This window comes from Nocardioides sp. LMS-CY (assembly GCF_018732145.1).
GTDB lineage: Bacteria > Actinomycetota > Actinomycetes > Propionibacteriales > Nocardioidaceae > Nocardioides > Nocardioides soli.
Window position 1 is genome coordinate 5,329,943 of sequence record NZ_CP076104.1, and the last position, 23,044, is coordinate 5,352,986.

The window sequence follows — 23,044 nt, forward strand, 5'->3', positions numbered from 1 at the left end:
TCTCAGGCCTCCAGGGCGCGGGATCCGACGATCCCGCGGGGAAGGATGATCAGGATCACGAGCAGGGTCGCGAGCGCGAAGAGGTCCTGGTAGCCCGTGGAGATGTAGCCCGCGCCGAACTTCTCGATGAGGCCGAGGGAGAGCCCTCCGACGACGGCGCCCACCGGGCTGCCGAAGCCGCCGAGGACCGCCGCCGTGAAGCCCTTGACCGAGAACTCCAGACCGAGCGCGAAGCTGATCGTGGTGATCGGCGCGATGAGCACGCCGCCGAGGGCGGCGAGCCCGGCACCGAGCATGAACGCGAACAGCGCGACCCGGTTGGTGCGGATGCCCACGATCTTGGCGCCCGTGCGGTTGTCGGAGGCCGCCATCATCGCGTCGCCGATGCGTGTCCGGGTGAAGAAGACGTACAGCAGCGGCATCGCGACGAGCGCCGTCCCGATCACCCAGAGCGCCTGCGGCGGCATGGTGCCGCCCAGGACGTGGATGGACTCACCGTCGGTGAAGGCGGGCAGCGAGCGCTCCTCGCTGCCCCAGACCAGGAGCATGAGGGTGCGCAGCACGATCGCGATGCCGACGGTGACCATCAGGAGTCCGAAGGTGTCGAGTTTCGGGACCCGGGAGAGCGTCAGCAGGTGCACGATCCCGGCGATCAGGGCCGACCCGATCACCGCACCGACGGCGGCGAGGCCGAGCGGCAGGCCCGTGAGGTAGAGCGCGACGGCGAGGAACCCGCCCAGCATGACGAACTCTCCCTGCGCGAAGTTCACGACTCCGCTGGAGTTGTAGGTCAGCGTGAAGCCCAGGGCGATCAGGGCGTAGATGCTGCCGGTCGTGAGGCCGGCCAGCGTGAACTGGATGGCTTGGTCCATGGTGGTGGTCTCCGAATCGTCGGATCAGTCGAGGACCGAGATCGGGTCGTCGACGCGGCGGTAGGTGCCGTCCTCGACGGCGAGCCAGACGACGCTGTCGATGCCGACGCCGTCGTGGTTGTCCGCGGAGTAGCTGAACGTGCCGGCGACCGTGTCGACGTCCTGCAGGCTCTCCAGGGAGTCGCGCAGCGACTCGCGGTCGGCGTCGTCGCCGGCGTCCTCGAGGGCCTGGGCGATCAGGTCGATGCCGGCGTACCCGGTCACGGAGTAGACGTCGGGCTCGTAGTCGCTGTGCGCCTTCTTGAGCGTCGCGATCGCGTCCTCCTGGCGCGGCAGCGGGTTCGCGGGGTCGATGAGGCCGACGTTGAGCCAGTGCTCGAGCACCGAGGACTTGCCGGCCGCGGTCAGGTTGCCGGCGGTCGGGCCCACGACGCCGCTGAGCATGGGGATGTTGAGTCCGACCTGCCCGGCGTTCTTGAGCACCAGGCCCGCACCCGGGGTGATGGACCAGACGAGGAGCGCGTCGGGCTGCTTGGCCTTGATCCGGGTCAGCTGCGTGGTGACGTCGGTGGCGTCGGCCTCCATCTCCTCGACGGCGACGACGTCGAGGTCGCTCTCGCTGAGGAGCTTGCCTCCCTGGGCGCCGTAGGCGTCGGTCGAGTGGAGGATCGCGACCTTCGTGAGACCCGCCTGCTGGAGCAGGTCGACCACGGCCTCGACCTCGGTCTGCGCGGAGATGATGCCCCGGAAGAGCCACTCGTCGACCGGGTTGGTGACCTCGTGCGTGGTGTTGGGGGCCAGCACGGCGATCTTGTTGCGCGCCAGCAGCGGCTTGATGGCGAGGGTCGCGGCGCCGAAGGTGGAGCCGAACATGCCGATCACGCTCTGGTCGCGGATCAGGTCGTTGAACCCGCTCACCGCGGTGTTCGGGTTGCCCGCGTCGTCGCGGACCACGAGCTTGAGGTCGCGGCCGTTGACGCCGCCGGCGGCGTTGATGGCGTCGACCGCGGCCTGGGCGCCGTCGCGCTGGTGCTGTCCGGCCTGGGCCGACGGTCCGGACAGGGCCGCCAGCATCCCGATCTTGTACGTGTCGCTGTCACCGGAACCGCCGGCGTCGCTGCAGCCGGCCAGCGTCATCGCGCTCGCCAGCGTGGCGACGGCCGTGAGACACAGAGTGCGGTTGAGCTTCATTTCTGGTTCTCCTCATGGGATTCCGGAACGCGCCCGGTCGGGTCGACGTTCAGTAGGTTGAGCACCCGCTCCGGGGTGAGCGGGACCTTGCGGACGAATCCGCCCCCGAGTGGACGCATGGCGTCCTCAACTGCGCCGGCGATCACCGCACCCGGTGCGATGGCGCCGCCTTCTCCCATGCCCTTGATGCCGCCGATGGTGAAGGGCGAGAGGCTTTCGAGATGGCCGATCTCGACGAAGGGGACGTCGTGGGCGGTCGGCCAGAGGTAGTCGAGCAGCGACGTGGTCAGCGGCTGCCCCTCCGCGTCGTGCACGATCTCCTCGAGGAGCGCGCCACCGAGACCCTGCGCGACGCCGCCGGTGACCTGGCCGTCGACGATCATCGGGTTCACGATCCGGCCGCAGTCCTCGGCGACGACGTAGCGCAGCACCTGGACGGTCCCGAGTGCCGGGTCGACCTCGACCAGCGCCATGTGCACCGCGTGGGAGAACGCACCGGTCCCCGGCGGCGCTCCGTAGCTGGAGGTCACCTCGAGGGTGGGCTCCAGGTCGCTCGGGATCCGCTCGGGCCGGTGGTGCGCCCACCGCGCGATCTCGGTGATGGCGACCGCGGTCGCGGGCGACCCCTTGACCCGGACCTCGCCGTCGGCGACCTCGAGGTCACCGGGGTCGACCTCCAGGTTGTGCGCGGCGATCCGGACCAGTCGGTCGCGGAGCTCGACCGCGGCGAGGTGGGCGGCGCCGCCGGCCATGACCATGCTCCGGCTCCCGAGCGTGCCGCTGCCGTACGCCACGTCCTGGGTGTCGCCGTACACGACCCGGATCCGCTCGATCTCGATGCCGAGCGCGTCGGCGACGACCTGGGCGATCGTCGTCTCGTGACCCTGCCCGTGGGAGTGCGAGGTCGGGTGCACCAGGACGTTCCCGGAGGCGTCGATGCGGATCCGGCTCGTGTCGTAGCCGAAGATGACCGGCAGGCCGCGCTTCACGAACTCGGCCGCGCCGTGCGCCGTCTGCTCAACGTAGCTCCCGACCCCGATGCCCAGGTAGCGCCCCTCGCCGCGCAGCTCCTCCTGCTGCTCACGCGTGGCGTCGTAGCCGAGGATCTCGGCGGCCTTGCGGAAGGTGGCCTCGAAGTCGCCGCTGTCGTACTCGAGACCCGACGGCGTGGTGTGCGGCATCTGGTCGGCCCGGACGAGGTTGCGCCGGCGCAGCTCGAGCGGGTCGATGCCGGTGTCGTGGGCGACCGCGTCCATGAGCCGCTCCATGGCGAAGCACGCGGAGGGCCGGGCCACGCCCCGGTACGGACCGAGGGGGGTCTTGTTGGTGGCGATCGCCCAGGAGTCGGCGTGGTAGACCGGTACGTCGTACATGCCGGTCAGCACGCCCATCGCCATCCCGGGCTCCATGGAGGCGCTGTAGGGGTAGACGGAGTACGCACCGCCGTCGACCCGGATCTCCGCGCGGACGGCGAGGATGCGCCCGCTCTCGTCCCACGCGGCCTCGAGCTCGTAGAAGTGCTCGCGGGCGTGGATCGTGCCGAGCAGGTGCTCGCGTCGGTCCTCGACCCAGCTGACCGGGCGCCCGAGCCGGGTGGCCAGGTGGGACACGAGGATGTCCTCGGGGTAGAGCTCGGCCTTGACCCCGAACCCGCCGCCGACGTCCTTGGAGATGACGCGGATCTGGTGCTCCGGCATGCCGAGGTGGTCGGCCAGGCCGGTGCGCATGATGTGCGGCATCTGGGTCGTCATGTGCACGGTGAGCGCGTTGCTCGACGGGTTGTAGTCGGCGATGATCGCCCGGGTCTCGAGCGGCATGCCGGTGTGGCGACCGACCTCGACCGAGCGGCGGGTCACCCCGGCCGCCTCCGCGAAGACCCGGTCGATGTCGCCGACGCGGAGCTGCTTGTGGGTGAACCACGCCTCGTCCCAGGCCTCGTGCACCTGGGTCTCGGGACCCGCCTCCGCGGCCGTCACGGTCATCACCGGAGGGAGCTCCTCGTAGGAGACCCCGATCGCCTCGATCGCGTCCTCCGCGACGTAGCGGCTGTCCGCGACCACGGCGACGACGGGCTCGCCGACGAACCGGACCTTGCCGTCGGCGAGGATCGGGTACGCGCTCGTCTGCCAGGCGCCCGGCGGCAGGATGTCGCAGACGATCGGCTGCACCCGGTCGCGCAGGTCGTCGGCCGTCACCACCAGATGCACGCCGGGCAGCTCGGCGGCCGCCGCGGTGTCGATGCCGACGATCCGCGCGTGGGCGACCGAGCTGCGCAGGAGTGCGACGTGGAGCATCCGCGGCAGGTGGACGTCGTCGACGTACTCGCCGCGACCCGTGAGCAGCCGGGGGTCCTCGACCCGCTTGACGCGCTGGCCGACCAGGCGGGGGATCATCTCACTCATCGCCGGCTCCCGACCGAGGCGCGTCCTCGCCCAGCGACCCGAGGTCGTCGACCGTGCCGATGTCGGGGTCGTTCCAGATCGTGTTCGAGGCGTGCCGGACGGCGTCGACGATGCCCGCGTAGCCGGTGCACCGGCAGATGTTGCCGCTGATGGCGTCGCGGATCGCCTGCTCGTCGTCGAGCGGGCCGCTCGCCAGCGCGGGCTCCAGGCTCATCAGGAATCCCGGGGTGCAGAAGCCGCACTGCAGGCCGTGGCACTCCCGGAACGCCTCCTGCAGCGGGTGCAGTGCGCCGTCGCGCTCGTCGCTCAGCGCCTCGACGGTCCGCACGGTCGAGCCGTCGACCTGGATCGCGAAGAGCAGGCAGGAACGGACCGCGCGACCGTCGACCTGGACGGTGCAGGCGCCGCAGCCACCCTGTTCGCAGCCCACGTGGGTGCCGGTCAGGCACGCCTCGTGGCGGATGAAGTCCGAGAGCAGCATGCGCGGCTCGACGTCGGCGGCGAAGGGCTTCCCGTTGAGGTTGATCTCGACTCTCACGACGCCTCCTTCCTCTGGCCCCGGTCGCGGGCGGACCGCGCGAACGCCTCGGTCAGGGCCCGGGCGGCCATCTCCCGGGCCGCTCTCGTGCGGTACGCCGAGCTGCCGTGCACGTCGGAGGGCGGCTCGATGTCGGCGGTGGCGAGCGCGACCGCCTCGGCCAGCACCGCGTCGGTGAGCTCGTTGCCCACGAGGTGCGCTTCGGCGGCCGCGCGGCAGATCGGGGTCGGGGCCGCTCCGAGCAGGCACAGCGAGGCGCGCTCGCACCGCCCCCGGTCGTCGGTGGTGACGGCGGCGGCGGCGCCGGCGAGGGCGAAGTCGCCGTGCCGGCGGGCGACCTCGTGGAAGGCCGTCCCGGTGCCGGCCGGCGGCGGGGGCACGACGACGGCGGTCAGGATCTCGTCGGCCTCGATCGTCGTCACGAACTGCCCGACGAAGAGGTCCGAGGCGTCGATCTCGCGCACGCCGCGCACCGAGGCGACCTCGACCCGTCCGCCGTACGCCAGCAGCACGGAGCAGATCTCGGCCGCCGGGTCGGCGTGGGCGACGGAGCCGCCGACGGTGCCGCGGTTGCGGATCTGCTGGTGCGCGACGTGGGGGAGCGCCTGGTGGAGCAGGGGCCAGCCCCGGGCGATGATGCCGGACTGCTCGGCGTCCGCCTGCCGGGTCGTGGCGCCGATGCGCAGCTCGCCGTCGCGGCGGCGGATGCCGGTGAGCTCGGGGATCCGGTTGACATCGACGAGCAGCCCCGGCCGGGCGAAGCGGAAGTTCATCAGCGGCACGAGGCTCTGTCCGCCCGCGATCACCTTGCCGTCGCCGGCGGCGTCGGCCAGCGCACGGAGGGCCTCCCCCAGCGAGCGCGGCGCGGTGTAGTCGAACGGCGGGGGCTTCACGGCTTCGTCACGCTCGTCGGGTGGAAGTGCAGGTGCACGGTGACGCCGGACCGCTTGCGGCGGCCGAGCAGGAGGCCGACGGCCAGGCCGGCCACGGCGACGACCGCCGTCCGGCCGAGGGCCGGGATCGGGAGCGCGGGGAGCAGGCTCGCGACGTCGAGCGGAGCGCCGCCGGCCGTGGGAGCCGGGGCGGCCTGCGCCGCGGGTGCGTCCTCGGCCGGCGCGGCGTCCGGTCCGCCGCCGCTGATCTCGGCCTCCAGGTTCGCGGCGAACGTCGTGATCATCGCGCCCGCGACGGACTGGAGGATGCCGCGCCCGAACTGGGCGTGCGCGCCGGTCATCTTGAGGTCGGTCTCGACGGAGATCCGGGTGGAGTCGTCGCCGCCGGCCAGGCGCATCGTGAGGACGGCGTTCGCGTTCCCCTGACCCCGTGCCTCCCGAGCCTCCAGCCGCATCACGACGACGTGGGCGTCGTCGTCGATCTCGAGGACGGTCGCGGTGCCGGCGTACGTCGCGCTGATCGGTCCGATCTTCGCGCTCATCCGCCCGCGGTGGACGGCGCCGTCGCTCGACTCGAGCTGGGCGCCCGGGAGACAGCGGGCGACCCGCGGGATGTCCAGCAGCACCGGCCAGGCCCGGTCGAGCGGTGCCCCGACCTCGAAGTCGTTGGTGATGATCATCGGATCTCCGTTCCGTCTCAGGCCTCGGCGACCCAGAGCCGCCGGTCGGTTTCGTTGAGGCGCTCGTAACCGGATTCGGTGACCAGAACGGTGTCCTCCACCATCATCCCGCCCCAGCCGAGCTCGTAGTACGGCGTCTCGATGCACAGCGTGCTACCGACGGGGATCGGCGCGTCACCCGCGGGTGACACGCTCGGCCGCTCGTAGATCGACAGCCCGATGCCGTGGCCGCAGTGCTGCCGGCGGTACGGCAGGCCGCGCGCGTTGACGGTGCGCACCGCGGCCTCGAACAGGGAGCGTCCGGTCGCTCCGCTCCTCGTCAGCTCGAACGCCGCCTCCTGGCCGGCCAGGATCGCCTCGTACCGCACGAGCTGGACCTGCGAGGGCGTGTCGAGCACGACCGTGCGGCCCAGGTCGGACCAGTAGCCGTCGACGACGCATCCGGCGTCGAAGCGGAGGATCTCCCCGGGCTGCCAGGTCCGCCCCGAGGCGAAGCTGTCGGAGAGCGCCGAGCGGGTCCCGGTCCCGGAGACCACGAACCGCGGCTCGCCCCCGCCGGCGACCATGACGCCCGCGACGTGGTCGGCGATCTCCTTCTCGGTCATGCCGGCGCCGGCGTGCGCGACCGCCGAGGCCATGGCGGCCTCGGTCAGGAGCGCGGCGTACCGGAGCAGGTCGACCTCGGCGGGCAGCTTCTCCCGGCGCGCTCGCGCGACCGCGTCGGTGGCGTCGACGAGGCTGACCCGGTCGCCGAACTCGTGGCTGGTCGACAGGCCGTCGACACCCCACCGCATGACGCCGGAGCCGACCGACCCGACGGCGCCGACGACGTACCGGACCGCCGCCTCGAGGTGCGGGTGGCGCCCGACGTTCTCGCTCAGCGGGGAGCGGTCGACGCTCTCGAAGAAGAAGGTCCCGAAGGGGACGATGCGCTCGATGGGGAGGCCGGCGTCGACGGCGGCGCCCGCGTCGCCGGCGGGGCAGACCAGCCAGCAGTCGTCGGCGGTCAGGATCGCGGCCATCCGGTGGGTGGCGTACAGGCCGGCGCCGACGGAGCGGTAGCCGGTGGCGTACTGCACCGCGTCGGGGGTCAGCAGCACCAGCGCGTGGACGCCGATCTCGTCGATGACGCGACGCAGCCGGTCCCGGCGGGCGGTGGCCAGCGCCTGCTGGTCGACGACCGGACGCGTCGGGAGGGTGGGCGTGGGCGCGTCGACGGCGATCGAGGCGTGCTGCGGCAGGGCGGTCATCCGTCGACCACCGGGTCCCCGGAGCCGGCACCGGCGGAGCGGCGGCCGGTCGTGGCCTGAACAATCATGAGGATGATCTTGGCCACTAGCATCTTGTTGAGATACGTGGATCCTGGCGAGAAATTCATGGGAGAACTGTGGACATCACACAACGTGCGCGGGAGTTGCTGGCGACCGACGAGCAGATCGCGGAGCACCTGACCGCCGCGGTGTGGGAGCGGCTCCCGGGCTACGAGGTGAGCATGCTGGACCGCACCGAGCTGTCGGAGGCGATCACCGCCAGCATGCGGTCCATCCTGCTGGCGGTGATCGAGCGCCGCCCTCCGAACGACGCCGAGCTGGCGCCGGCCCGGCGGCTGAGCGAGCGGCGCGCCGTCCAGGGTGTGCCGATCGAGAGCGTCGTCGGCTCGTGGCACAACGCCGAGCGGGTGCTGCTGACCCGGCTGCTCGGGGGCACGGGTGCGCTGACCGCCGGCGAGGTCCAGGAGGCGGCCCGCCGGGTCGGTGTCGCGATCGACGCGATGATCACGGCGAGCACCACGTCGTACCGGCAGATCGCGAGCGAGCTGCACGCGCAGGTCAGCCACGTGGGCGTCGACCTGGTCTCGCGTCTGGCCGGCGCGGAGGCGCTCGATCCGGCCGACCTGGACCGGCGGGCCAGCATGGTCGGCGTCGAGGCGCACCTGCCGCACCGGGCGGTGGCGCTCTCCGTACGCCGCCAGGACGGCCTGCTCGTCGCGCGGGCCAGGCGCGCGATCACCGAGCGCCTCCGTCCCCACGTCGCGAACCGCACCCTGATCGGGAGTCACCAGGGCTTCACGATCCTGGTGTTCGCGGACTTCGCGCGGGCCGAGGAGGTGCTCTCCCGGGCGCTCGGGGACGCCGACGTACCGGAGGGGACCGCCCTGGGCCTCGGGGAGAGCCGGCCCCGCTTCAACGAGTGCGCGGGCTCGCTGCGCGAGGCCCTCAACGCGTTGAAGGTCGGGCAGCTGACCGGCCGGGAGCTGACGAGGTTCGAGGACGTGATCCCCGAGGTGCTGCTGGTCGAGAACCCGGTGATGGCGAGTCAGATGGTGTCCGCGGTGCTCGGCGGGATCGGCTCGGCCGCGCTCCTGGACACGCTGCGCACGTTCCTCGAGTCCGGCATGTCGACGCGCGCCACCGCGGGCGCGCTGCGGGTGCACGAGAACACCGTCACCTACCGGATCCGGCGGATCTGCGAGCAGATGGGCGCCGACTCGGCCGCCGAGCTGGTGCGCGCCGACGTACTGCTCGCGCTGCGGGCCGGGGAGATCGGCGTCGGCGAGGCGCACCCGGCCTGACCCGGGCCGGTCCGGACGCCGTGGCTCAGCGCGCGAGCGCCTCGTCGAGCACGGCCCGCAGGTCGGCCTCCCCGGAGTCGGCGCGCACGACCGGCCGCTGCCACGCCTGGGCGCCGAGTGGATCCTTGAGCCCCGACGACGTCGACAGCACGACGACCTGGTCCTCCGGCCGGAGGTGGCCGTCCCCGGCGAGGCTGGCCGCGGCCGCGAAGCCCGCGGCCGCCGACGCCTCGACGAAGAGCCCCTCCTCGACGCCGAGCAGGCGCTGGGCGTCGATGATCGCGTCCTCGCCGACGGTCACGGCGACCCCGCCCGAGTCCTGGACGGTCCGGATCGACTGGTCCGTCGCGGTGGTGGTCGCGATCGAGAAGGCCTTGGTCGAGCTCGGCTCGCCCGTCCGGGGCGTGGCTCCGCCGGAGATGGCAGCGCCCACGGCTCCGAACACCTCCGCCGCGACCAGGCGCGGCACCCGGGTGGTCAGCCCGAGCTCGACGAGATCCTCGAACCCACGAGCCACGCCGCTGAGGCAGTCGCCATAGCCCACGGGCACGACCACCCAGTCCGGGACGCGCTGGTCGAGCTGGAGCCAGGTCTCGTACGCGATCGTCTTGTAGCCGTCGATGCCGAACGGCGTGCTCCCGACCGAGGGCGTGGACGCGTTGGAGATGGGGTACAGCCCGTGCGAGCTCATCGCCCGGCGCATCAGCTCGTTGCGGTCGGCGACGGTGCGGGCCGCCACCACCGTCGCGCCGTACGCGTTGATGAAGGCCAGCATCGCCTCGGGCACGTCCTGCAGCGTGAAGATGACGCACGGCAGGCCGGCCCGCGCGGCGTACGCCGCGACGGAGGCGCCGTGGTTGCCGGTCGAGACCGCCGTCGTCGCGCGCGCACCGAGCCGCCGCGCGGCGGCCGTGGCCACCGCGCAGAGCCGGTCCTTGTGGGACCAGGTCGGGTTGCTGGCCTCGTTCTTGGCCCACAGCTGCGGGACGCCGAGCCGCTCGCCGGCCGACTCGAGCCTGGTCATCGGGGTCCACCCCTCGCCGAGGTCGACCCGGTCCTTCTCGTCGACGGGCAGGAGCGCCTGGAAGTCCCACATGCTGCGACCCGGCGCGTTCAGCAGCGCGCGGCGCGCCTCCTCGGGGTCGAGCGGCACCTCGCACCGGAGGTTCACCCGGACGCCGTCCTCGGCCCAGCAGCGTGCGCACCCACCACGGAGGTCGTCGCGGGCGGCGTACGCCGCCCGGCACCGCGGGCACCGCACCGACTCAGCGAACGGCATGACGACGCTCCGTCCCCTGACCCGAGCCCGAGACCGCGGGTGACCCGCACGACCGTCCGACCAACCCGCCAACCACGTGACCTGCCTCCTCGACTACCGCCAGCGCTCCCTGAGCGACTCATGGTGTCGTCCGCGGCGGCGGCCCACCACGTGGATGCGCGGCAAGTTGTCCGGCGCGGTTCCGTGGATACTCCACAACTCGAGCCCATGTCCGAGGCCACCGCTGGTGGATTCGCTACAGCGGCGGGCGGTGGGCGGGACTCGCCGGTCCTCCCCGGAAAGCAGTTCCGGCCGGGCAGGACGACGAGTCGTCCTGCCCGGCCGGTGCTACGGCCTCATGCCGGTGCCCCTCAGTGCGGCACCCGCTCGAGGGTGCTCAGGGAGACGTAGCGCACCTTCGCCCAGCCCTCGGAGTACGGGAAGACCCCCGTGTCGCGGAACCGGATGCGCTGGAGCACCCAGCGCGACCCCTCCCGGACGAAGTCGTTGTCGTACCACGCCACCATGACGAGCTGCTCGCTCGGATCGGTCGAGGTGGTGGCGAACTCGAGGGTGTGCCACTGACCCCGCGCCGTGTCACCGTCCGGCCCGACCTGCACGTTCGGGTTCGCCAGGAAGTGCGCGGTGAAGCTGAGCAGGTCCGGAAGGCCCTTGAACAGGTCGACGATCGCGGCACGGCCGACGACCGGTGGAGATTCGGCCAGATGACCCTGCGTCTCGTAGACGGCGTCCTCGGCGAACAGCTCGCCGATCGCGTCGATGTTCTCGCGGAGATCGCACCGGCGGGCGTACTCCGCCATCAGGGTGCTGATGTCGTGCACGGCCTGGAGCCGCGCAACCTGGTGCCTCAGGTCCTCGATCTCGGACATGACGTCCTCTCTTTCGCAGGTGTGGGACTGGTGCTCGCCCTCGGCCGAGCGGCACCACGGTCGATCAGCCCAGGTTCCAGAGCTCGAGGAACTGCTCCCGGTAGTCCTCCACGAGCGGGAACGGCTTGGCCGGGTCCGGGATGTTGTCCTTGGTGACCAGCCACGCGAGGGTGGGCGCGCCGGCCGACTCGGCGAAGTCCTCACCCAGCATCTGGCGGATGAAGATGTCGAACGCCTGCCAGATCATCTCCTTGCCCGGGTACGTGGTCGAGGCGACCACCACGTCGCCCTCCGCGAGGTAGGTCGCGACCGTGGTGTCCGGAGTGTCGGTCACGATGGTGATGCGGTCCTGGAGCCCGGCGTCGCGGATGGCCGCCGGCAGACCGATGGCCATGTCGGCGAGGGCGAGCGTCACCGAGTTCACGTCCGGGTGTGCCTGCAGGTAGGCGACGATTCGCTGGGGCATGTCGGTGCCCATGCTCTCCGCGGGCAGGTCGACGACGTCGAGCGCGCAGTCGCCGCACAGCTCACCGAAGGTCTCCTCGAACGCCGCCGCCTGGATGAGATGCGTCGGGAAGGCCGGAACCTGGAAGAACACCGCATTCGCGTCGGCGCCTTCCTGCGCGAGCAAGTAGAGGGCCTGGATGTGGCCGGTCTTGACGTTGCGCTCCTGGGCGGCGCCGAGCACCGCCGTCACGCCGTTGCCCGCCTCCTCGTCGACCGAGATGGTGACGATGGGAACGTCCTTGCCGGCCAGCGTCTGGATCTCGTCCTCGTAGATCTCCCGCGGGAACCCGCTGAAGATCACCCCGTCCGGGGCCGGAACCGCCCGTGCCGCCTCGCCCCACGCGTTCTTGATCGTCTCGGGCGACAGCCCGGCGTTCACCCGAACCACCTTCCAGTCGAGCGCTTCGCCGGCCTCCTCGGCGAAGTCGCCGAGCGTCGCACACGCCGGTGCGCCGCACTGGATCCAGTACACCGTCTTGCCCGCCGGCGGCTTGCCGGCGAGCGGCTCGGTCACGTTGATGGCCGTGGGCCGGTCCCGGTACTCCTTGAGCTGCCCGGCCGCGGCGGCGGCGACGTCGTCGGTCGACGCCTCCTTGGTGGATCCGCTGTCATCGGCGGCGCTGCAACCCGCCGCCAGGAGAGCCGTCACGAGGGCGATCGCCCCGGAACGCGCGAGGTGGAATCGAAACACATCTGCTCCTCAGGATGCTCGGCGAGGAACGCCTTTCGCGTGGCGGTGAGCACGTCCACGACCAGGCGGCGTTCGGCCGGCTTTGTCGGGGCCGCCGGAGGCGCTTCCTCGCAGCGACTGGTTAAGTTATAGAAGATTTGAATATATGAGTCAAGAGGCGCTCCCGGCGCGGCGCCACCGGGCTCAGCCGCGCCGCCCGAAGGACGACAGCGCGATGGCCGCGATCAGGACGACCCCCTGGAAGACCTGGGAGGACCAGGTCGGCGCACCCGCCAACGAGAGCCCGATGGTCCCCGTGCCGATCATGAGCACGGCGACGGCGGTGCCCGGTGCGTTGAACCGACCTCCCCGGAACTGCGTCGCCCCGAGGAACACGGCCGCGAAGGCCGGCAGGAGGTAGCTGGGACCGACCGCGGGCGAGGCCGAGCCGATGCGCGCGGTGAGGAGCATGCCGGCCACGCCGGAGATGACCGCTGCGATCACCAGCGCCGTCATCTGCAGCGACCGGACCCGGAGCCCGACCAAGCGGCCGACCTCGGCGTCGAAGCCGAGGGCGTACCACGACCGGCCGACGGTGGTCCGGTCCATCACGACGGTGAGCACCACCGTCAGCGCCAGGAACACGATCACCGGGATCGTCACCGTGAGGACGTAGTGACCCGCCAGCACCGATCGGAGACGCCCGACGTTCTGCGTGATGCTCTGCTCCTTCGAGATCGCCAAGGTCAGCGCGAGGAAGAGCGATCCGGTGGCCAGCGTCCCGATGAGGGAGTGCACCCGGAGGACCACGACGACGAAGCCGTTGAACAGGCCACACAGAGCGCACAGCACGAGGGTGAGGAGGATCGCCGTCCCACCGCCGAGATCCCAGGTGGCCACGGCATAGGCCGAGAAGATGCCGGCCAGGCCCACCATGTTCCCCACCGAGGCGTCGAAGAGCCCGGCGGCCATGGGAATGACCAGGCTCAGCGCCACCAGGCCGGTCACCGAGTAGTTGTTCAGAACCGTCCGAGCGGTGTCGGCCGTGAGGAACGAGTCCGGGCTCAGCACGCCGAACAGCACGATGATGGCGAGCCACACGTAGACAGCCCCGACGTTGCGGAACGACAGCCGGGCCAGGCCAGATCTGGCCGACCGCGCGGTCCTCTCGTCGGCGGCAACAGGCTCCACTGCCAGGTCAGACATGGGGCTCCTCCAGATCCAGGTGGTCGGGTTGGCGCGACCGCTCCATGAGGTCGGCGCGGTCGGCGCGGTCGGCGCGCGCGTCGGTGGCGCCACTCATCGCGGACAGGATCGAGTTCTTCTCGATCTGCTCCCCCGAGAGCGTGGCGGTGACGACGCCGCGGTCCATCACGATGACGCGAGTGGCGACGGCGATCAGGTCGTCGAGGTCCGAGGAGGTCACGATGCAGGCCACCCCCTGGGCGGCCACGTCGACGATCATGTCGTGGATGGCCGCGCTGGCGCCGACGTCCACGCCCGCGGTCGGCTCATCCATCACCACCACGGAGGGATCGGTGTTGAGCCACTTGGCCACCAGGACCTTCTGCTTGTTCCCCCCGCTCAGGTACCGCAGCGCCCGGTCCGGGTCCGCCGGCCGCACCCCGAAGCGCTGCACCCACGAGGTGGCCGCCCGCCGCTCGCCTGGCCGGTCCAGCCAGCCGAGGCGGCTGTAGCGGTCGAGCGTGGCGAAGGTGAGGTTCTCGGTGACCGAGAAGCTCTCGATCATGGACCCCGGACCGCGCGTGCCGGGGACCATCACCACGCCGTGGCGCCGGGTGTTCCGCGGCGAGATCGCCCCGATCGGCCCCCTCGACGTCTGGTACCGGTCCGCCGTGGCGGACACGGCACCGGTCAGGGCGGGTCCGATGAACTCCCGACCCGACCCCATCACCCCGGCGATGCCCACGACCTCGCCGGGGGCCACGCTCAGGCTGAACCGCTCCACCCGGGCCGCTCGAAGGTTCTCGACCACGAGCGCGGCTCCGGCGCGACCCTCGCCGTCCGTGGACTCGCGCGCACCGCCGGGGGTCCGCGTCTGCTGCCGGGCCTGGGCACCGAGGATGAAGCCGATCAGCTCGTCGCCCGAGTAGTCCGCCGTCCGCCCGCTCTGCACGACCTCGCCGTCACGAAGGACGGTGAACGTGTCGGTGAGCTCGTGCACCTCGTCCATGCGGTGAGTGACGTAGAGACACGAGACACCACGGTCGCGCAGGTCACGGACCACCGCGAAGAGGCGGCCCACCTCGTGGGGAGGCAAGGCCGCAGTCGGCTCGTCGAGCACCAGCAGGCCGCCGTTCCCATCGAGGCCGTCCAGTGCCCGGGCGATGCCCACGATCGCCCGATCGATGGGATCGAGGTCCTCGACCTTCGCGTCCACGTCGACCTGGATCCCGATCCGGTCCATCAAGGCCGTGGTCCGCGACCGCTCACTGTCCCGATCGATGGTGCCGACCCGGGTCCGGACGTGGCCGATGGTGAAGGCCATGTTCTCGGCCACCGTCATCGGACCGAGCAGCGCCAGGTCCTGGTGGACGAAGCGAAGCCCTCGTTCGTGACTGCGCGAGGGCGCGCCGAGCTCCAGCGGCTCGCCGTTGACGAGGACCTCGCCACCGGCGTCCGGGACATGGAACCCGGCCAGCACCTTGATCAGCGTGGACTTGCCCGAACCGTTGTGGCCCAGCAGGGCATGCACCTCGCCCGGCTGCACCGTGAGGTCGACCGATGACAGCGCCTTCTGGCCCGGAAACGTCTTGGAGATGTCTCGGACCGAGAGCACCGGTCCGCGCCCGGTCACCGGGGGAGTCATCGGGGGCGTCATCGGGGGAGTCATCGGGGCCTGCGGTCAGCCGGATCCAGCTCGTGATGCTGGGTGACCGACTGGTAGTAGCGGCCGACGCGGAGCATGGTTCGTTCGTCGAACGGCCTCCCCAGGAACTGGATGCCGAGCGGCAGGCCGTTCCACCCCAGGCCCGCGGGGAGCGCCAACGAGGGCAGGCCGGTGATGTTGGCCATGTAGGTGGACCGGGCCGAGACCTCGATCCAGCCGTACTGCTCGTCACCCACCTGGCACAGGAAGTCGTCGAGGCGCGGAGCGTAGGTGACGTTGCCCGGGGCGATGATCATGTCGACCAGCTCGAAGGCGGCCCGGTAGTCGTCCTGGACGACGGTGCGCAGCCGGCTCGCCCGCAGGTAGTCCTTGAGCTCGACGAACGAGCTGGTGAGCAGGTACTCCTGGAACGCCTCGTCGTACTCGTCGAAGCGGTGGGCGGTGGGCTCGTGGGCGGATGCGATCTCGCCGAGCATGCAGATCCACCCGACGACCATGGTCAGGTCGGCGTGCGGGAACGAGACGGGGACGATGGTCGCGCCCGCCTCCTCGAGCTCCAGCGCAGCGGCGCGCACGGCGGCCTCGATCTGCGGGTCGCAGATGTCGAAGAACCAGTTCTCCGGCAGGCCGATCCGCAGTCCGTCGACATCGGTCCGCCCGCCATCGAGGTAGTCCGGCACCGCCCGACGGCTCGAGGAGCCGTCGCGCGGATCGTGTCCGGCGATGCACTGCATGGTCAGCGCCAGATCGTCGACGGTCCGGGCGAGGGGGCCGATGGTGTCGAACGACCAGGCCAGTGGCATCGCACCCCGGTTGGGGACCCGGCCGTAGGTCGGCTTCAGGCCGGAGACGCCGCACCAGGACGCCGGCAGCCGGATGGATCCGCCGGTGTCGCTCCCGATCGAGATGGGCACCTGGCGGGTCGCGACCGCAGCGCCGGCTCCCGACGATGAGCCGCCGGTGGTGCGTGCCGGATCCCAGGGGTTGGTGACCACACCGTGGTGCGTGTTGGTGTGGCCCAGCGCGAAGGCGTAGGCATTGTGCTTCGCCACCGGCACCGCCCCCGCCGCGAGCAGCCGGGCGACGACGGTGGCGTCCTCGTCGGGGACCCAGCCCGCGTAGATCGCGTCGGCTCCGGAGGTCTCGATGCCCCGCGTGGCGATCGTGTCCTTGATGCCGATGGGAACGCCGTCCATCGGCAGCGCGGAGCCCCGCCGGTACCGTTCGGCGGACCTGACGGCGGCCGCCCGAGCGCTCTCCGGGCACGAGGTGATGACCGAGTTGTGCGGGTCGCTCTCCACCTCGGCCAGCGCGGCGTCGACGACCTCGATCGGCGAGAGGGCCCCGGATCGGTAGTCGTCGACCAGCTCGGTGGCCGATCTGCCCAGCAGGCTGGTCACCTCACACCCCTTCGCAGTCGACGGGGACGGGGTGGCCCCCGGGACCGATCTCGGGGAAGCCCTCCAGCCAGGCGGTCGCGTCGGCGGGGATCCGCAGGTCGCCGACGAAGTCGAGCGGGACCGAACGGAGCCGGGCCAGATCGCCGGCCATCGCGCGCTGGAACCCTTGGACCCCGGCGACCTGGTCCGCCGTGAGCGGAAGGCCCCGGCTGGCAGCCAGCTCCCTGATGGTCTCGGCCGAGAGTGCAGAACGATCCACGTGCCTACTCCTTCTTGTCCACCGTCACGGCCGCGAGGCCCGCCTGCCCGAGGCCCACCGTGCTCGTCTCCCGCGGGGCCGGCATCGCTCCACCCACGGCGTAGCTGTCGATGCCCGCCTATTATCCAAATGTTAGAAGTTATTTGGATGTTTCTTCAACCGTCCCGACCGAACCCCGAGAACGTCGCCTCCGAACGGACCCCGGACCCGGGCGTTCTCCTGCTCAGAAGCTGTTCGGGTCGGCCACCACGGCCTCCGGCACCGGGTGGCGGTACAGCTTCGAGGCGTTCTCCCAGGTGACCTTGCGAATCGCCTCGGGCGACAGGCCGCCGACCGACTCCTGGACGACGCTCTGCGTCCGGGGCCAGAGCGAGTCGGAGTGCGGGTAGTCCTCCTCGACCATGACGTGGTCGACCCCGATCCTGTCGATCAGGGCGAACGACGAGGGGTCCTCGACCGCGCAGAAGTAGAAGTTGCGCTGCAGCACGTCGGCCGGCGCGAGGTCGATGCCGTCCCAGGTCCCGTACATCGAGTGGTACGTCGTCATGTGATCCAGGCGGTCGAGCAGCGCGGGCACCCAACCGATCCCGCCCTCGGACATGCAGATCTTGATGTCCGGGAAGCGCACCGGGATCTTCGAGTAGAGCCAGTCGACGGTCGCGAAGATCGCGTAGCCGAAGAAGAGCACCCCCACCACGTCCGGCGGGGCGTCCTCGGAGGTCGAGGGCGAGGTGCCGGAGGAGCCGATGTGCAGGTTGATCACCGTGCCGGTCTCCTCGCAGGCCCGCATGATCGGGTCCCAGTGCGCCGAGTGCATCGACGGGAACCCCTGCAGGTGCGGTGCCTCGGAGAACGTGACCGCCTTGAACCCGCGTTCGGCGTTGCGGTAGATCTCCTGAGCGCCGATCTCCGGGTCGAGCATGAAGGGCAGCTGGCACGGGATCATCCGGTCCGGGTAGGCACCCGACCACTCCTCGATGTTCCAGTCGTTCCAGGCGCGTACCGCGGCCAGCGCCAGCTCCGGGTCCTTGGTGGTCTGCTGGAGTCGAACCCCGCCGAAGCCGGCGAGGAACGAGGGGAAGCACAGCGACGCATAGACGCCCGACAGGTCCATGTCCTTGATCCGGTGATCGATGTCCCATGCGCCGCGGCGCATGTCGGTGAACCGGGCGGGCTCGAAGCTCCACTCGTCGACGGGCCGGCCGACCACCGCGTTGAAGCCGACGTTGGGCAGCTCCTTGCCGTCGTAGATCCAGACATCCGCACCCTCCTTGTCGACCACTCGAGGCGCCTGGTCGACGAACTTGGCCGGCATCCGGCCCTCGAAGGTGTTCGGCGGCTCGACCATGTGGTCGTCCACCGAGATCATCGGAAACTTGCGATCCGCCTTCTCCGGCTCGGGCAGGAAGGTGACCTTGCCCTTCACCGCGGTCGTGAAGTCGGTGTTCCTCTGCAGTTCTTCGATGCTCGCCATCAGATGTCTCCTTGTGGTCGGGCCCGCGGAGCGGGGTCAGTGAGGTTTCGAGTTGAGGAGGTCGAGGACCAGGCGGGTGACCGCCTCCGGCCGTTCACGGTGCGGACGGTGACCGCACGACGCGAACACGTGCAGGTCGGCGTTCGGCACCCGACGCGCGCCGTACAGTGCGCCGTCGAGGAGGAAGTCGCGGTTCTCCCGCCCCCAGATCAGCAGCACCGGCCGGGTCACCTCCGACGTCCGGAGCCACAGGGCGGACTCCTGTTCCCCGCTGTCGAAGGTCCGCGCGACCGCCTTGAGCCGGGCGATGGCGCCGGGCACCATCGCCTGGGCGAGCTCACGCTCGACGTCGGCGTCGACGATCCGCACCGGGTCCGCCACCTGGCTCTCCAGCCAGTCGAGCATCGCCCCGGCGGTGGGCCGAGCCAGGAAGGCCGACAGCAGCCGGACGCCCTCGGCCGGCCGAGCGCCGGCCGAGCCCGCATGGAGGACACCCGGCGCCAGGAGAGCAAGCCGATCGAGCCGATCGCCGTGGTCGACCGCGGCCCGCAACGCGACCCACGCACCCAGCGAGGTCGCCAGCACCGAGACCCGGTCGAGGCCGAGCGCGTCGAGCGTGTCGAGCAGCCGGACGACGGCGTCCTCGAGGTAGTCCTCCGCGATCGGCAGTGCGCCGGAGGCGCCGAACCCCGGCAGGTCGAGCATCAGCACGCGATGGCCCTCGGACAGTGCGGCGACCTGAGGCACGAACTCGGTCCGACTGTCGGCCCCGGCGGCGAAGCCGTGGAGCACGACCAACGGCTCACCGGCCCCGACCTCGAACCCCTGCAGGGCGTGATCGGGAACGACGAGCGGGCTCGGCGCTGCCATGGATCGGATCCTCCTTCGGGCACGGACGGACGCGTCGGTGGGGTGAGGGCGAGGCTCGGAGTCACCCTCGGGGGCGGGCAGGCGGGCTCTCACAGGAGTACGTCGGACTCCTCCCGCAGCAGGCGGCGTACCGCTCCACCCCAATAGACCTCGGCCGCCCGCTCGATCAGGGAGGCCTTCATCCCCACCATCACGGAGCGGCGCAGCGGCAGCGCCTCACGACCGGTGACCAGGACGTCGTACGCGAGCCGACAGGCCCGCTCGAACGACGCCGCGCGGTAGGTCGCCTCGACCGGGTCCGCACCGGTCACGATCACGCCGTGGCTCGCGAGCACCGCCACCTTGGCGTCGCCGATCTGCTCGGCGAGCTCGCGCGCCAGCACCGGCGTGTCGATCTCACCGGCGTACTCCTCGACGAAGACCATCTCGTCGAGGTACATCGAGCCCGTCTGGTGCACCAGCTCGGGAAGCCGACCGAGCGCGGCCAGCACGCATACGTGGTAGGGGTGGTTGTGGACGACGACCCGGGCATCCTCACGCAGCCGGTGCAACTCGGTGTGGATGTGGATCGCCGGGGTCACGTCCCAGCGTCCCTTCACCACGTCCGCGTCCTCGTTCACCACACAGATGTCGGAGGCGGTGAGCTCGGCCCACCACAGTCCCCACGGGTTGACCAGCATGTCGGTGCCGCCCGGACGCTGCCAGGTGATGTGGCCGGCCATGTTCTCCGAGAAGCCCTCACTGGCCAGCACGCGAAACGCGGCCGCGAGCGTCTGCTCGTCGCTCAGCGCGCCGTCGCCGACCGCCGGCATCACGGACGGCGCCCAGACCTCGAGGCCGCCACGACGAGGGCTGTCCTGGTCGAGGGTCGAGATGTCAGTCATGTCCTTGCTCCTGTTCTCAGATGGGATGCGGCGAACGGCCTACCGGGCGCTTCGGCTGCGAGCAGCTCCGCGATCCGTTCGCGGAGCACGCTCTTCGCCACCTTGGCGCCGCTGGAGCGCGGCAGCTCGTCGACGACCTCCAGTCGCTCCGGGAAGAGCTCGCGCGACACGCCCTGGGCGGCCAGGTGGGTCACGAGCGCGTCGAGGTCGAGTGCCTCGCCTGGGAGCAGCTCGACGAACAGGCACACCCGCTCCCCCAGCACGGGGTCCGGCATCGGAACGGCCGCAGCCTGGCGAACCGCCGGGTGGCTCAGCGCATCGTCCTCGACCACGGCGAGGCTGATGTTCTTGCCGCCGCGGACGACGAACTCCGAGATCCGACCGACCACGGACAGGTAGCCGTCGGCGTCGATCTCACAGATGTCGCCCATCAGCATCCAGCCGTCACGGGTGAACAACGTGTGGTTGGCCGCGTCGTCGTCGAGATACCCGAGTGAGAGGCCGGGTCCCCAGCAGGCCGGCTGGCCGCGACCGCCGGCGGTGACCTCCCGCTCGCCGTCGTACAGCCGCACGTTCATCTCCGAGACCACCTGGCCGGCGGTCCGCAGCCGCTTCTCGGCGGTGTCCTCCAGCGTGGTGCCGGAGAGGAGCCCCGTCTCGTTCGATCCGTAGAACTGCAGGATCGTGGCGCCGGTGCGCGCCTCGAACTCATGGGCCTGGCGGTACGGGACCAGCTCGCCGCCGGTGAAGACCACGCGCAACGAGGACAGGTCGACGCCGTCGAGCACGCCGTCGGCCAGCATCATCACGAACTGCGTGGAGACGCAGCAGAGCACCGTGACGCCGTGCTCCTCGATGGCCAGCGCCGCGGTCCGCGCATCGAACCTAGGCAGGACCACGGTGTGGGCGCCGAGCTTGATCGGGGTCACGTGCGAGGTCCAGAGCCCGAAGCCGAACGGCGCCGGAACGATCGCCAGGACGACATCGTCGGCCCGCAGATCGCCGTTCGCGACGGCACGGGTGTGGAAGTAGTGCCACCGGTTCTGCGTGTGCAGCACCGCCTTGGGCAGGCCGGTCGTCCCCGACGTCGAGTTGATGAGGAACAGCTCGTCCGGATCCGGCTCCACGCTCGGCAACGGCGCGGGCACGATCTCCGACGCCTCCGAGCCGGCGTCCACGCCCCAGGCGAGCCGAGGACCGCCGCCGTCGACACCCAGGACCAGGTGCCGGATCACGACGCCCCGCCCGAGCATCTCCTGCGCGACACCCTCCCGACCGCTCCCGGTGATCAGCACGCCGGACCGGCTCTTGCCCAGCAGGTGTGCGATCTCCCGCGTTCCGGCCTTGGCACCGACGCCCACGACGACGGCACCGAGGCGCTCGATCCCCAGGAACGCCAGGTGCACGCCGATGCCGTCGGGCAGGCAGACGGCCACCCGATCGCCCGGCGAGACACCGGCGCCGGCGAGCAACCGGGCCAGCTGCCAGGCACCCGCGTCCAGCTCCGCCCAGCTCACCGTGTCGGAGCCGGAGGTGTAGGCCGGCCCGTCGGGTCGGTCGACCGCGTGCCGCGTGACCGCGGCCGAGAGCGTGTCCGTCGTCCACCAGCCGCGCCGGTGGTACTCAGCGGCCAACGCCGAGGAAGCCCTTCTCATGGTCAAATGTTTTAGATGTTTTTTGAGTGTTCGTCAACCCCGGGCAGCCGGACGAGGGCAGGGGGCACCCTCGTGGCTCGTCCACGAATGGTCGGACCACGGGACCGCCCCGGTCGCGAACGCATGGCTCGCCTACCCGGCCGACGTCGTACGACCGACTCACCGGGCGAAGCTCAGCCGGCCGAACTCATGCCGCGAACCGCGATGGGCCGCGGGGCAGCGCTCCCGCTATCCGGGCGAGCCGGTCGAGGTCTCGATGAACCGGGCGCGCACCGAGGCGGGGGAGATCAACACCTCGGGCCACTCGGCAGTGGGGTAGTTCTGGGAGCTGATCAGATGCCGCAGGGCGAGCGACCGCGCGGCATCGGCGTCGCCGTCGGCGATGCTGTCGATCAGCCGGCGGTGCTCACCCAACACGTCGAGTCGCTCGCTGGGCGGGATGTCGAGCCCCTCCGGGCGGCGGTTGGCCCAGGCCGACTCATGGGAGCTCCACAAGGACTCGAGCGCGCCCGCCAGCATCGACAGCGACTGGTTGCCGCACAGATCCACGATCGCCTCGTGGAACTTCCGGGACAGGGTGGTCACCGCGACGAGGTTGTCCACCACCGCGACCGCCTGCTCGTGCAACTCGGTCAGGACCGGCACGACCACCTGCGCCCGGTCGGCGCGAAGAGCGCACGCGGCCGCGCAGGCCGGCTCGACCTCCTGCAGCGCTTGCGCCACGTCGGAGATGTCGACGCCCCGACCGGCCAGGGCCATGCCGAGCGTGTAGGCGACGTGCTCGGCTTCCAGGCGGTGCACGACGGCCCCACCGATCGCGCCCCGCCGGATCGTGATCAGGCCCTCGGCCTCCAGGACCCGCATGGCCTCGCGGAAGGTCGGCTTGCTGACGCCGTACTGGCTGCGAAGCGACTCCTCGATAGGCAGCTCGGTGGCATCGACGAGATCACCGACGAGCAGGCGACTACGCAGGTCGTCGGCAACCTGCTCGGCGAGGCGTGCGAACCGCACGTTGCTCGCCGGCGAACGGCCGCTTTGAGGATTGATACCGGCCTCCTTCCACATGGACGGTCGGCGGCTGACCACCGAACCGCGCCGACTCAATCATATGGAAGATTCGACCACCAAGCTCGCCGACGGGTGAACTCCTCCGCCGATCGGGGCCACGGGGTACCCGG

Annotated in this window: 20 protein-coding genes; 1 reads left to right on the top strand and 19 read right to left on the bottom strand. The window is 71.1% G+C overall.

The window, feature by feature from the left end:
- Positions 1-2: 2 nt before the first annotated feature.
- The 7 genes from KM427_RS25065 to KM427_RS25095 are packed head-to-tail and all read right to left on the bottom strand — an operon-like array spanning position 3 to position 7,826.
- Complete coding sequence (locus KM427_RS25065) at positions 3-872, bottom strand: branched-chain amino acid ABC transporter permease (protein ID WP_183595329.1); 870 nt, start codon at positions 870-872, stop codon at positions 3-5.
- 24 nt (positions 873-896) lie between these two features.
- Positions 897-2,063, bottom strand: coding sequence for an ABC transporter substrate-binding protein (locus KM427_RS25070; protein WP_183595328.1), 1,167 nt, complete (start codon positions 2,061-2,063; stop codon positions 897-899).
- Positions 2,060-4,465 (bottom strand): xanthine dehydrogenase family protein molybdopterin-binding subunit, encoded by a 2,406-nt coding sequence (locus KM427_RS25075; RefSeq protein ID WP_215525738.1) that lies wholly within the window; start codon positions 4,463-4,465, stop codon positions 2,060-2,062. Before KM427_RS25075 ends, KM427_RS25070 begins: the two co-directional genes overlap by 4 nt.
- Positions 4,458-5,003 carry a (2Fe-2S)-binding protein gene (locus KM427_RS25080; protein WP_215525739.1) on the bottom strand — a complete coding sequence of 182 codons (546 nt, stop codon included), beginning with the start codon at positions 5,001-5,003 and terminating at the stop codon, positions 4,458-4,460. Before KM427_RS25080 ends, KM427_RS25075 begins: the two co-directional genes overlap by 8 nt.
- Positions 5,000-5,896 (bottom strand): FAD binding domain-containing protein, encoded by an 897-nt coding sequence (locus KM427_RS25085; protein WP_215525740.1) that lies wholly within the window; start codon positions 5,894-5,896, stop codon positions 5,000-5,002. Before KM427_RS25085 ends, KM427_RS25080 begins: the two co-directional genes overlap by 4 nt.
- Positions 5,893-6,576, bottom strand: coding sequence for an SRPBCC family protein (locus KM427_RS25090; RefSeq protein WP_215525741.1), 684 nt, complete (start codon positions 6,574-6,576; stop codon positions 5,893-5,895). The genes KM427_RS25085 and KM427_RS25090 overlap by 4 nt, the downstream gene beginning before the upstream one ends.
- Before the next feature lie 17 nt (positions 6,577-6,593).
- Complete coding sequence (locus tag KM427_RS25095; protein WP_183595324.1) at positions 6,594-7,826, bottom strand: M24 family metallopeptidase; 1,233 nt, start codon at positions 7,824-7,826, stop codon at positions 6,594-6,596.
- 137 nt (positions 7,827-7,963) lie between these two features.
- On the opposite strand from KM427_RS25095, the gene KM427_RS25100 reads away from it, so the two are divergent.
- Positions 7,964-9,148 carry a PucR family transcriptional regulator gene (locus KM427_RS25100; protein ID WP_215525742.1) on the top strand — a complete coding sequence of 395 codons (1,185 nt, stop codon included), beginning with the start codon at positions 7,964-7,966 and terminating at the stop codon, positions 9,146-9,148.
- 25 nt (positions 9,149-9,173) lie between these two features.
- Here KM427_RS25100 and KM427_RS25105 read toward each other — a convergent pair whose 3' ends face one another.
- From KM427_RS25105 to KM427_RS25160, 12 genes are all read right to left on the bottom strand, one after another.
- Positions 9,174-10,427 carry a pyridoxal-phosphate dependent enzyme gene (locus KM427_RS25105; RefSeq protein ID WP_183595617.1) on the bottom strand — a complete coding sequence of 418 codons (1,254 nt, stop codon included), beginning with the start codon at positions 10,425-10,427 and terminating at the stop codon, positions 9,174-9,176.
- Positions 10,428-10,777: 350 nt separating this feature from the next.
- Positions 10,778-11,296, bottom strand: a complete 519-nt coding sequence (locus KM427_RS25110) for a nuclear transport factor 2 family protein (protein ID WP_183595618.1) — start codon at positions 11,294-11,296, stop codon at positions 10,778-10,780.
- Between the two features lie 64 nt (positions 11,297-11,360).
- Positions 11,361-12,452, bottom strand: a complete 1,092-nt coding sequence (locus KM427_RS25115; RefSeq protein WP_215525743.1) for a sugar ABC transporter substrate-binding protein — start codon at positions 12,450-12,452, stop codon at positions 11,361-11,363.
- A 225-nt stretch (positions 12,453-12,677) separates the two neighbouring features.
- On the bottom strand, positions 12,678-13,679 hold the full coding sequence (locus tag KM427_RS25120) for an ABC transporter permease (RefSeq protein WP_215525744.1): 1,002 nt from the start codon (positions 13,677-13,679) through the stop codon (positions 12,678-12,680).
- Entirely contained in the window at positions 13,672-15,303 is a 1,632-nt protein-coding gene (locus tag KM427_RS25125; protein WP_215525745.1) for a sugar ABC transporter ATP-binding protein, read from the bottom strand. Before KM427_RS25125 ends, KM427_RS25120 begins: the two co-directional genes overlap by 8 nt.
- Positions 15,304-15,323: 20 nt before the next feature.
- Entirely contained in the window at positions 15,324-16,724 is a 1,401-nt protein-coding gene (locus KM427_RS25130) for an amidase (protein WP_215525746.1), read from the bottom strand.
- A 1-nt stretch (position 16,725) separates the two neighbouring features.
- Entirely contained in the window at positions 16,726-16,983 is a 258-nt protein-coding gene (locus tag KM427_RS25135) for a hypothetical protein (protein ID WP_215525747.1), read from the bottom strand.
- Positions 16,984-17,206: 223 nt separating this feature from the next.
- Positions 17,207-18,457: an amidohydrolase family protein gene (locus tag KM427_RS25140; RefSeq protein ID WP_215525748.1), complete on the bottom strand. Its 1,251-nt coding sequence runs from the start codon at positions 18,455-18,457 to the stop codon at positions 17,207-17,209.
- A 36-nt stretch (positions 18,458-18,493) separates the two neighbouring features.
- Positions 18,494-19,327: an alpha/beta fold hydrolase gene (locus KM427_RS25145; protein WP_215525749.1), complete on the bottom strand. Its 834-nt coding sequence runs from the start codon at positions 19,325-19,327 to the stop codon at positions 18,494-18,496.
- Positions 19,328-19,416: 89 nt separating this feature from the next.
- A complete protein-coding gene (locus KM427_RS25150; RefSeq protein WP_215525750.1) occupies positions 19,417-20,211 on the bottom strand; it encodes a class II aldolase/adducin family protein in 795 nt (264 codons plus the stop codon).
- A complete protein-coding gene (locus KM427_RS25155; protein ID WP_215525751.1) occupies positions 20,208-21,866 on the bottom strand; it encodes a class I adenylate-forming enzyme family protein in 1,659 nt (552 codons plus the stop codon). Before KM427_RS25155 ends, KM427_RS25150 begins: the two co-directional genes overlap by 4 nt.
- A gap of 228 nt (positions 21,867-22,094) precedes the next feature.
- Complete coding sequence (locus tag KM427_RS25160) at positions 22,095-22,931, bottom strand: FadR/GntR family transcriptional regulator (protein WP_183595628.1); 837 nt, start codon at positions 22,929-22,931, stop codon at positions 22,095-22,097.
- Between the last annotated feature and the right edge of the window lie 113 nt (positions 22,932-23,044).